Below are 11,252 nucleotides of genomic sequence, written 5' to 3'. Positions count from 1 at the left end.
GAGATGAAGGTATCAGACAGGTATCCATTGAAAATAGACTGGCTTGTCCACACCCGCAAGTAAATGGTGTAGACAAGCCAGGTTATACGTAGTAGACTCGATACAGCTATTGATACCCCTGATTCTGGGTAAATTCCGACTTGTTTGTGATGGCGTCGAGCTGGGTTTGTGGAATGGGGCGCAACACGTGGTAATCCTGCAGGTTCATCGTATTGTCGGGGCTGTTCGCCCGGATACGTTCCAATAGCTTCCCTGTCCGTTTCAGATCGAACCAGCGGAGCTGTTCACCCGCCAGTTCGCGAGCGCGTTCGTCGAGCATGAAGTCGATTGTCATCTGGGCGGCGGTTACTTGCATGGCGGCGGCTTTGCCGGGTTTGGCGGCGCGGGTACGCAGTACGTTAACGTAGTCGGCAGCAGCCTGTGCATTGCCTAGCTTTAGCTGCGCTTCGGCGGCAATCAGGTAGACCTCGGCCAGCCGGATAACAAACACATCGCGGGCACTCTGGGCTTCGTTTAAACTGGCGCGTGTTGGGTCCATGAACTTCGACAGGCTGGGGTAACGCAGGTTATCTTTCACGGTGCCGTTGGCATTGTATATTTTGCTACGGTCATAGGTCTGGTATTTTCGGGTTGCCTCAAAGGCGTCGGGGATCTCCTTTTTTGTGCAGTAAACGGCCGTGTCGCCAAGGGCCATACCCGCCGGGCGTGACGTTGAATTAGCCAGCCACACCTGGTTAAACGAGCCTTCGTAGCGGGCGTCATCATCACTGTACAGGTCGAGTAGGAAACGGGTAGGCATGTAGCGGTTAAAGGGCCGTCCGTTCAGGATGTCGCGGGTCATACCGGGCCGGTCATCATACTTCATCAGGAATAGCAGATGGCCATTGTTGCTTCCCCGACCATGTCCGTATGGGTTGAATGTGCTGTTGGCCAGGTCGTTCAACGCCAGGTTGGTCGAGTAATCGACAACGTAGATGGCTTCCTTCGTCTTCAGATTGCTCATTTTCCAGAGGTCGGCGTAGTTTGTTTCCAGCTTGTAGGTATTGCTGGTAATAACCGCCTGCGCCATATCCAGCGCCTCTTTGTAGAGTCCCCGCGTCAGGTACATCCGCGCCAGAAAAGCCTGGGCGGCACCCTTGGTTACTTTGCCGTATTGCGGCTGGGTAACGGGCAGGTTGGCTACGGCCAGTTTCAGGTCCTCAAAAATCTGATTGTAAAACGTTTCAACGGGTGTGCGGTTAGCCGTAGCCACAATGCCGTTTGTCTCCTGCGTGGTGAAGTGAACACCGCCCCAGGTTTCAACGATATGCCAGTAATAAAAGGCACGCAGGAAGCGTAATTCGCCTTCGCGGATGGGTCGTAGTGTGGCCGACAGCCCCGCTTTGTCGATTCGGGCAATACCGCCATTGCACAGGTTGACAGCAGCGTAGAACTCCCGCCATTCGTTGCTCAACGCGCCGTTGCTGCCCTGGAGGTTCAGGTACTGGGTCAGGTCGCGATACACCTCGCCTGAGCCGCTGGTCCAGATGTCGGTGCCGGTTTCGGCGATGTTGTAGCCTTCCTCTTTGCCATACCACCAGCGTTGGTAGGTATAGGCAGCATTGACGAGGGTTTCGAAGCCCTCGGGTGTGGTGTACACTGTTTCGGCGGTCAGGCCGCTGGGGTTGTATTCTTCCAGCGTGTCTTTACAGGCGCCGAGGGTCAGCAGCAATAAAGTCAGCAACCCCGATTTTTTAAGAAATGCGTTCATGATAGAGTCAGGCGTTGGGGTTAGAGAGAAAGGTTCAGGCCAAAGACGTAGAGCTTGGTCATGGGGAAGTTCTCGGAACCACCCCGCTCCGGGTCATAATTCAGCTTGGTGAAAGTGAACAGGTTCTTACCTGTTGCATAGAGCCGAACGCTCCGGATAATCTTCGACCGCAGTAACCCTGCCGGCAAGTTATAGGCCAGCGTAATGTTCCTGATCCGGGCATAGGTGCCGTCCTGATAGCCCAGGGTCGACAGGTATTTCAGGCCACCATTCTTGTTCGGACGGGGATAGGCGTTTGTTGGATTTTCAGGGGTCCAGTAATCCAGGCCGGCGGTGCTGTTGCCAACACCCTGCTGATCGAAACGAGCCGACCGGTCGGAGTTGATCGTTTGCCCGACCCGTGCGTAGAGAAACACGTTCAGATCGAACCCTTTGTACTTGATAGTGTTATCAAAACCGCCGCTCCACTTCGGGCGGGGCGTACCCAGAATGATCCGGTCGTTAACGGCGTCGATCTTGCCATCGTTATTCTGATCGCGCACCTTTATTTCGCCCGGTAGTTGCGTGGGCGACAGTTTAGCCGCCAGGTCAGCCTCCGACGTCTGCCAAATGCCCAGCTTTTCGTAGTCGTAGAATACGCTGATGGGTTGCCCGATGAACCAGCCATTGCCAATGTCGTTGCCCCCGGTAACCAGTTCGGTGATCTCTTCTTTATTGCGGCTGAAGGTCAGGTTGCTGGTCCAGCTTAGTTGCTGGGTTTTGATGTTGGTTGTGCCGATCGACATCTCCAGACCGCGGTTGCGAGTTTTGCCAATGTTCTGCTTCACGGTGGTCACCCCCGTCGTTGGCGGAAGGCCCCGGTCGAGCAGCAGGTCAGAGGTACGGGTGTCATAATAATCGATAGATGCGTTGACCCGACCGTTGAACAGGCCGATATCGAGACCCAGGTTTTTGGTGTTCGAGAGTTCCCAGCCCAGGGCCGCGTTGCCCACATTGCGGGAGAACGTATAGGCGGGGGCAGCTACTTCATCATACCCGAAGGCAATCCGGGTGAGCGTGGTTTGGGTGGCGTATGGGCCAGAGGGGTCATTACCGGCAACCCCGTAGCTGGCCCGGATTTTCAGATCGCTCAGCCCTTTGATGTTCTGCATGAACGGCTCTTCAATCAACCGCCAGGCAACGGCTGCCGAGGGAAAAAACGTCCATTTGTTGCCGACGGCCAGCTTCGACGAACCATCTTCACGGGCAGTCAGCGTAACCAGATACCGATCGCGGAAGCTGTAGTTCAGGCGACCGGCAAACGAAACGAGGTCGTTCTGGGCGTAGGCCGAGTTGATTTTGATCTCTTCGGTAGCGCTACCGATCGAGTAGAACAACTGTGCTGGTAACAACTGATTCACGCCCGAGGCCGAGGCATTGTCAGACGAGTTGTCGAGGTAGCTGGCAATACCCGTCAGGGTGAAGGCGTGCTGGCCGATAGTCCGCTGATAGGTCAGTACGTTTTCCCAGTTGATGCTCCGGCTGTTGCTGGTATTATACGTGGCCAGTGACTTGCCCGTCAGGGAGCGATCAATTGATTTGGGTGACGAATAGGCTCCATCGCGTACCGAGGCCAGGTTAACCCCCAGCGTTGTGCGGGCCGTGAAGCCTTTAAACGGTGTGAGTTCCAGATACCCGTTGGTCAGCATACGCGTGGTCAATACCTGGTTTTTAAACACGTTGGGCTGCTCATCAGAGAGAGGATTGGCCGTTTGCCCATCCAGCATGATGTAGTTGAAGTTACCATTAGCATCGTACAGCGAACCCAGCGGACTGATCTTGTTCGCCTGGTTGAGCGGGTCGCGGCGTACGCTCTGGTTGTAATAGGTCAGCTGGCTTTGCAGGCCCACTTTCATCCAGTCGTTAATAGTGTAGTCAACGTTCAGTCGACCGGTGTACCGGCTCAGTTCATCGAGTTTCAAGATGCCTTTCTCGTTGTAATAATCAACCGATACGTACGATTTCAGACGGTCGGTACCTGCCCGGATGCCTACCTGGTAATCCTGTTGCAGGCCGTTGTGAATCAGGGCGTCCTGATAATCGGTCCATATGTTGTTTTGCAGGGCATTGTATTCGGCTACATTGGTAAAGATCGCCGGGTCATCGGCAGGGCTTTTCCAGACACCGGCTGCGCGCCAGGCTTCCCGTTTGAAATCGCGGAAGGCGTTGATGTCCATTGCTTTGGGATACATCGTCACCTGCGATATGCCCGAATAGGCGTTGAACGAAATATCGGGTTTGCCTGTCTTGCCTTTCTTGGTTGTGATCAGGATAACCCCGTTAGCCCCGCGCGAGCCGTAAATGGCAATCGAGGAAGCATCTTTCAAGACATCCATCGTTTCAATGTCGTTGGCATTGATGTCTTCCAGGTTGCTGTACTGAATACCGTCTACAATGATCAGGGGCGAGTTGTTGCCGCCAATTGAGCGGTTACCGCGGATCGAGATGTTGACGCGTGCACCTGCCTGACCGCTGCTGCGGGTAATGTCGGCTCCGGCAATTTTACCTTGTGCGGCTTCCAATACGTTGGCCGTTGGTACTTCTTTCAGTTGCTCGCTTTTCAGCTGCACTACCGAACCGGTCAGGTCTTTTTTGCGAACGGCACCGTAGCCAATTACCACCACTTCATCGAGCGCGCTGACGTCGGGAATCATGGAAATATTAAGCGTAGTTCGGCTGCCAACCGTTACTTCCTGGCTCTGATACCCGACAAACGAGAACGTGAGCAAGACATTGTCACCGTCGGGAACCGTCAGTTTATACACGCCATTAGCATCGGTGGTGGCCCCCCGGTTTGAGCCTCTGAGCACGACGCTCACCCCCGGCAGCCCAACGTTTTTTTCGTCGGTGACCTTGCCCGTGATCACCTGGTCGATCAGTTCGCTGGTGGGTGCGCTCAGCGCGCCCTGCACCCTGGGTACGTTCGCCTTGCTGATCCGTGACAGGATGATCTGTCGGTCAGAGAGGTTGTAGGTCAGCTGATTGGGTTGTAGAATACTTTCCAGCACCTCATTCAGCGACTTTCCGGTAACCGATAACGTAACGGGGTGGCTGTTCTGAATCAGGTCGGCCCGGTACAGAAATTTAACGGCTGTCTGCTTTTCAATCAGTTGAAAAACTTTCTTCAGGCTTTGCTCATGAACCTGAATCGATACGGGCTGGTGAAGCAATTCCTGGGCACGTCCATCATGTGCCAGAGCAAAACTCACCCCCAGTATAAGCAGCAAGAGCTGGGTAATGGATATGCGCATAAGCTGGACCACGAACGAATCGGATCGTAGTGTTTTTTTCATAGTTTTAATGTGTCTTTTGGGGTGCTATTCAACGGAAGGCAAAAATCTCCCAGCCAGTCTCTGTCCGGAGTTGGCTAAAACGATGGCAATCGTGTAGGGAGGTAATCGGGGAAAGGTCAGCTGTGTGGCGCATGGCTGGCCTTTTTCGGTTTATCCTGAGGGAAGTCTCATCGGCGTGAACGGGGTTAAAGGTTAAGGAGTACTACAGCCTTTGGCGGAAATAATAATTCGCGTGTCAATGACTTCGTAGGTCGCATCGAGACCCTGACAGACCAGTCGGACCTTATCGAACAGGGACTCGTTGGTCAGCGAGGCGGTGAGGCGACAATTGCTCAGCAGCTCGGCATCGTAGACGATCTCTACGCCGTAGGCCTTTTCGAGCGCGTTGAAGATGACAGGTGCCGGCGTTTCATCGAAATCGAAAGAAGTAGTGGGAGGTACCGTTGGCAGCAAAGCCGGCTGGTCGACCAGCGATTTAGCCAGCTGCTTCGTTTCGCGGCTGAACGTAATGTGCTGATTGGCCGTGACCACTAGACCCGACACTAGCTGATTAGTCTGTTTTTCGGTAATCTGGGGGTCATACTGCGTGAATACCGCAACCCGACCCGTTCGCACGTCGACCGTTATACGCTGATTGCCTTCGGGGGCATCGATGGTAAAACTGGTGCCCAGCACTTTCGTGATCAACTCATTGGCATAGACCAGAAACGGTTGTTTGGCATTGCGGGCCACGTCGAAATAAGCTTTCCCAGACAGATAGACTTCCCGCCGGGCCAATGCGGTGAACGAAGCCGGGTAGCTCAGGCGGCTGTTGGTCTCGAGTCGAACTGTGCTGCCATCGGGTAGCCTGACCAGTTTGGGCGTCGTGCCTGTATTCACCACCTCCTGCAAGGCTACCGCCGACTGCGTAACGAGCTGACTATACGTGACTGAGGTTGGCTGACTGGTGTACCACACCGTGCCGATTACGAGGAGGATGACCGATGCCGCCGCCCAGTAAAGCCAGGTACGTGCCGACCAAAGTGGTTTTATGATCGGTTCGGTAGGCTGCTCTTGAATCGACTGCTCAACCGTTTGCCACATCTGCCGAATCTGTTCGCCTGTAGGCGCGATCAACGGTAGGGTAGCTGTGGCCTGTATGATTGCTCTGGCCTGATCGACCGTGGGACGTTGAGCAGGGTGGAGATGCAGGAACTCCTGCCAGAATGCATCGTGCTGTCCTGTCTTGACCCAATCAACGAACTGGCTGTCGAGCAAAAACTCGTCAGCTTCGTAATTTTCGTAGTTCATCCGTATCAAATCCGCCCTGCTGCATCAGGAAGTTGGATGCCTTTTCGGCGGTTTGATAGTACTAAAGGGGGAAAAATTGGTTTTAACTCACTTCCGATGAAAATAAATTCATCGTATAGTGTCAACTGAGAATAGCCCACAAGGCAATCATGAACAGTATCCCGAACAGTTCGCGCAGCTTCCTGATAGCCCGCTGAACCAGGTTTCGGACCGATTGCTCATTCATCTGCATGATGGCCGCAATTTCATCCCAGGAAAAATTGTCGAAGAAACGAAGGCGAATCACTTCATATTGGCGGGGCGGTAACTGCGGCAAGACCTGATGCAGGCGTTGCAGATCCAATTCCTGCTGTTCCTGCAGAATGTATTCGGCCTCACAGGGAGGAGTTAAAGGGAGCGCTGCCGTCGCAAACATATCATTGACGGGCACCATATGCTGTTGTGCGTCGATACTTACACGGATTCGGCGGCGCATAGCCCGGTAAAGGTAAAATTTAACGGAAGTTGTTGGAGACAGGGTTGTTCTGAGCCGCCATAAGTCAATGAACAGTTCCTGAATGGCATCCTCTACCAAATCTGAATCGGTAACCATGTGAAAGCCATAATTGTACAGCACCGTTACATATCGCTCGTATAACTGGGCAAACGCAACCCGGTCGCCTGCCCGGAAATCGTTCCATAGCTGGCAATCGTCTACGTTAGTGTTGAGTTTATCGGTCGACATCGACTGTCAAGAATGGTTACCAGTTAAGCTTACGCTTCAATATACAAGATGATGGTACTTTTTTAAGGAAAAAATGGCTTATGGTAAGCAAACAATAGCGTATGATTTAGTAAAATGAAGGGTATACGACAGGTTATCAAGTAAACCAGGACGAATCACTTTGCCTGTTTATCTAACAAAGCTAGCCGAATTCGAGGGCACTGCACAAGTAAATGATACGATTAAACAACACCCGGTTCGAACACCCAACAGGCAAAAGGTGAGCTTTCTAAGCAAATTCTAATGAGGAAATTTTATTCGGTAAAAATGCGTAATGAGTATTGGATTATATAGTGTTATCGCAAAAAGGAGAACGAATGTCGGCCTATTACAATATAAACAAAACGAGGTAAAATAGTAGGATTGGGTGCTGAAACAGAGTGGTTCTACCGGGTGTTTTTAAGTGAAACAAGACAAACTAAGTTTGTCGTCAACAAAACCACAGAACGTCATGAAATCGATATCCACCCTGCTGATAGGCCTCGGCCTGTTGGCCTGTTCTGCCCCCACCAGGGCGCAGGATGATTCGAAGCTTCGCAAGGATCCAACCTATTCGACACACAATTACAAACACCCGAACAAGGCGGTAACAGCCCGGAACTGGGAAAGCAAAGAGGGCGTAACCGTGCAGACGCCTTCGATGCAGGACAGCCGCCTGGCCAACTATAAAACGCAGGTGCCAGGTCAGCCACCGGTTGGCGGGGTAACGGTGCCGCATACGCTGAACGAAGAACTGGCCAACCGTAATTACAAGATGCAGAAGCCATCAATTAATGCGAGCCAGGATAGTACAATAGCCCGGAAACGGGCCAAAAAACGGGCTGATGATGCTACCATTGGTGACTGACCAGACGGCCGATCACCCGGTTTTTTATAAAAAGCCGTGCCCATCGTTAGTGGGCACGGCTTTTTTAATTCAATTTTGGCATTGCCTTCAGCGTTTGTCCTATGCCCGCTACTCTCCTGATTATTGACGATGAAGCCCGGCTTCGCGGCTTGCTGGCCCGGATCCTGAGCCTTGAAGGCTACACGGTGCTGGAGGCCGAAAACGCCCGATCAGGGCTGAAAATACTGGAACGGGAAGAGGTTCACGTGGTACTGAGCGATGTAAAATTGCCCGATAGAAACGGCATAGAACTGGCCGCGCAGATCAAGCAACTTTACCCCGCCACCGAAATCATCGTGCTAACCGCCTACGGGACCATTGCCGACGGGGTGACGGCCATCAAAAACGGTGCCTTCGACTACATCACCAAAGGCGATGACAACGACCGGATCATTCCGCTGGTGAGCCGGGCGGTCGAGAAAGCGCAACTGCAGTTCCGGGTACGTCAGCTGGAGGCGCAGATTAGCGAACGAACCGACTTCGCCAGGATCATAGGTACATCTGCTGCCATTAAACAGGCGATTTCATTGGCGCAACGCGTGGCCGTGACTGACACCACCGTTCTGCTGACGGGCGAAACCGGCACCGGGAAGGAAGTATTTGCGCAGGCGATTCATGGGGCCAGTCTGCGCCGCTCAGGTACGTTCGTGGCCATCAACTGCGGCGCGCTGGGGAAGGATATTCTGGAAAGTGAACTGTTTGGCCATCGTGCCGGGGCATTTACCGGGGCCAGCCGCGACCAGAAAGGGCTGTTTGCCGAAGCTAACAAAGGCACCATTTTCCTGGACGAAATTGGCGAAATGCCGCTCGATCTGCAGGCTAAACTGCTGCGCGTGCTGGAAACCCACGAGTTTTTGCGCGTAGGCGATACCAAGCCCACTAAAACCGATGTGCGGGTCATTGCCGCCACCAACCGGAGCCTGGAACAGGAAGCCGCGGCCGGCCAGTTTCGCCTCGACCTGTATTACCGCCTCTCGGTGTTCACCATCGAACTGCCACCCCTCCGCGACCGCCCGCAGGACATTGCCGAACTGGCCGCTCAATTTGCCCGGCAAGTAGGTGCCAAAGTGGGCAAACGCGCGCTACAACTCAGCCCTGCCTTTGTGCAGAAGCTCCGGCAACATACCTGGAAGGGCAACATCCGCGAGCTGAAAAACGTGATCGAGCGCGCCGTGATCCTATCTGACACGACCGAACTAATGCCCGACACCCTGCCCTTCGATCTGCAAACGGGCGGAACCTCGTCGGTAGGTACATTCGATCTGGCCACGGTTGAAAAACAGCACATTAGGTACGTTCTTCGCCACACCAACGGTCAGAAACCCGAAGCCGCCCGCCTCCTCGGCATCGGACTGACAACCCTTTATCGCAAGATTCAGGAGTACGGCATTGACGGGTGAGTCAGGCCAGATGTAGTACGCCGACAGGATAGTACGTTGTTGAGCCGAATGACGCTATACGTTTTACTCGCTGTCAGCAGTTATCCTTGAAAATTCTACAGTCAGTGTACAATCTTCAAGGATGGTGAATCGATTTTAGGCTTTCGGGTATCTTCGGTAAAACTCACCTCGTGCTATGGAAACACCTGTTGTTGACCTAACTGAGAAGTTTCAATCTGAAGATGTAATCGGTTCGCCGCTGCAATCTGTAAATCATTCAAAACTGATTGGCCGGATATGCGTTGCTCTTGACTGATGTGATACTGAGTATGATGTTCTCCCAGAACTGGAATTAGAATGATCAACAAGTAAATGCAAGCCTGACATACCCATCTACGCTAAAATCGGGAACGACTGGTTCAACCATATAATCTACTTTACCCAGCCGCCTTTAATTGCCGTTGAAGTACTGTCTCCCAAACAGGGTTTATCTGACCTAACTGACAAACAAAGCATTCAAGGTCTACTTTCCGGCTGGTGTAAAAGCAGTGTAGCTCATTGTTCCATTGCTTCATCTCGTTCAGATTCTATTACCAGATGGCACTCAGCTAACGTACCCAAACGGCCTGCTGCAAGATCCGGTTTTAGGGTTAGAAATGGGTGTAGATCGATTGATGTGGTAAGTTATACGCTACTCACGTTAAATGTTTATGGGTAAGTAATAGCGCACGATGACAGGCTTCCCTTTATGGAAACCGGGTTTCCAGCGCGGCATTCTTTTGAACACTGAGATGACGTAACGTTTGCTGGCTGCCTGTAGTCGTACAAGATCAATATCACGCACATGCCCTGTTTGGCTCACCGTGAAGCCAATAACCATCTTTCCAACATACTCATAGGGGCGTTCTGGAAAACGCAGATTGCTACCGAGCCAGGCATACATCGCTGCTTGCCCACCCGGAAATTCAGGGTTCTTTTCACGACTGTGTATACTCTATTTTGTACATGCGCACACTGGCCATGCATGCTTACAGAGAGTAACAGAATCAGTAAAGCCAGCCGTAGCCTGGCACTTACAAGGGAGTTAATACTCAATCTCCTCCTCGTCCAGCAACTGCTTGATGTTGAGTGGGCAGTCATCCAGAACAGAAATAGACGTTGACCAGTCGACGATGTGCCAGGTGGGGTCGTTGCGGTCAATAACGTAGACTTTTTGCATGCTCGTGATAATCCAGAAGATCCGTTCGACGCCGAAGTCGAGCAATTTTCGGGCTTTCTGCATGACGTACCCATCAGCCCCGTTCTCAAACCCAGATACATCAGCCTTGATGTCTACTTCAATGACAATTTTGGGTGGAATGTCGAAGTACTTTCCACGTAGTTTGTCCATTTTTGCCTTCTCATAAATAACGACATCGTTACAGAGGTTGTCATTTAAAGCGAGATGTAAGCCAATTTCATTCGTGGCTAAGAGATATTGCTTACGGTCAATCTGACCATACAAATAACCGGTTAGCAGCGCTACCAAGACGCCCTGTAAATCGGAGCATGACATAACTTCTTCGATGGTCTTCTTCCCCGCCAGCACATCGCGGTAGCCTTTGTAATAGACAGGCTTCCCTACCCACTGCTCGTAGATAAGCGCAGCAGGTACGTTGCGCTTTGATGAGCGGCGCGGTTGGGTACGTGTCTGTTTGTCGGCAATCGCAGTCATACATTCCTCTTGTTGAATGAGTAATCAAGTTAGTGAGAATTGATGAGTTGAGCAAAAGACACTAGCGTTCCACTATACAGGTGTGTGCCGCACACGCCGCCTCTTTTTGTTATATGCCTTTTTTATACGGCCATTCGT

General features: G+C 52.3%; 8 protein-coding genes. 2 read left to right on the top strand and 6 right to left on the bottom strand.

Going from position 1 to position 11,252, the window contains the following annotated elements; translation table 11 throughout:
* Nucleotides 1-106: 106 nt before the first annotated feature.
* The 4 genes from J2I46_RS24360 to J2I46_RS24345 all read right to left on the bottom strand — a co-directional run bounded on the left by J2I46_RS24360 (nucleotide 107) and on the right by J2I46_RS24345 (nucleotide 7,096).
* On the bottom strand, nucleotides 107-1,750 hold the full coding sequence (locus J2I46_RS24360; RefSeq protein ID WP_207331682.1) for a RagB/SusD family nutrient uptake outer membrane protein: 1,644 nt from the start codon (nucleotides 1,748-1,750) through the stop codon (nucleotides 107-109).
* 20 nt (nucleotides 1,751-1,770) lie between these two features.
* Nucleotides 1,771-5,082 (bottom strand): TonB-dependent receptor, encoded by a 3,312-nt coding sequence (locus J2I46_RS24355; RefSeq protein WP_207331681.1) that lies wholly within the window; start codon nucleotides 5,080-5,082, stop codon nucleotides 1,771-1,773.
* A gap of 192 nt (nucleotides 5,083-5,274) precedes the next feature.
* Nucleotides 5,275-6,372, bottom strand: a complete 1,098-nt coding sequence (locus J2I46_RS24350; RefSeq protein ID WP_207331680.1) for a FecR family protein — start codon at nucleotides 6,370-6,372, stop codon at nucleotides 5,275-5,277.
* A gap of 121 nt (nucleotides 6,373-6,493) precedes the next feature.
* Nucleotides 6,494-7,096, bottom strand: coding sequence for an RNA polymerase sigma factor (locus J2I46_RS24345; protein WP_207331679.1), 603 nt, complete (start codon nucleotides 7,094-7,096; stop codon nucleotides 6,494-6,496).
* A gap of 490 nt (nucleotides 7,097-7,586) precedes the next feature.
* Here J2I46_RS24345 and J2I46_RS24340 point away from each other — a divergent pair, with 490 nt between their 5' ends.
* Both J2I46_RS24340 and J2I46_RS24335 read left to right on the top strand, forming a co-directional pair.
* A complete protein-coding gene (locus J2I46_RS24340; protein WP_207331678.1) occupies nucleotides 7,587-7,982 on the top strand; it encodes a hypothetical protein in 396 nt (131 codons plus the stop codon).
* Nucleotides 7,983-8,083: 101 nt separating this feature from the next.
* A complete protein-coding gene (locus tag J2I46_RS24335) occupies nucleotides 8,084-9,421 on the top strand; it encodes a sigma-54-dependent transcriptional regulator (RefSeq protein ID WP_207331677.1) in 1,338 nt (445 codons plus the stop codon).
* 679 nt (nucleotides 9,422-10,100) lie between these two features.
* Here J2I46_RS24335 and J2I46_RS24325 read toward each other — a convergent pair.
* Nucleotides 10,101-10,343, bottom strand: a complete 243-nt coding sequence (locus J2I46_RS24325; protein WP_207331676.1) for an energy transducer TonB — start codon at nucleotides 10,341-10,343, stop codon at nucleotides 10,101-10,103.
* Between the two features lie 141 nt (nucleotides 10,344-10,484).
* The gene (locus J2I46_RS24320; RefSeq protein WP_207331675.1) at nucleotides 10,485-11,114 is read right to left on the bottom strand and encodes a Uma2 family endonuclease; all 630 of its coding nucleotides are present in this window, start codon (nucleotides 11,112-11,114) and stop codon (nucleotides 10,485-10,487) included.
* Nucleotides 11,115-11,252: the final 138 nt, after the last annotated feature.

The organism is Fibrella forsythiae (assembly GCF_017353175.1).
In the GTDB taxonomy this organism is placed as follows: Bacteria; Bacteroidota; Bacteroidia; order Cytophagales; family Spirosomataceae; genus Fibrella; species Fibrella forsythiae.
Note: the sequence above shows the minus strand (reverse complement) of the source record. Positions and strands in the feature narration are given on the sequence as shown.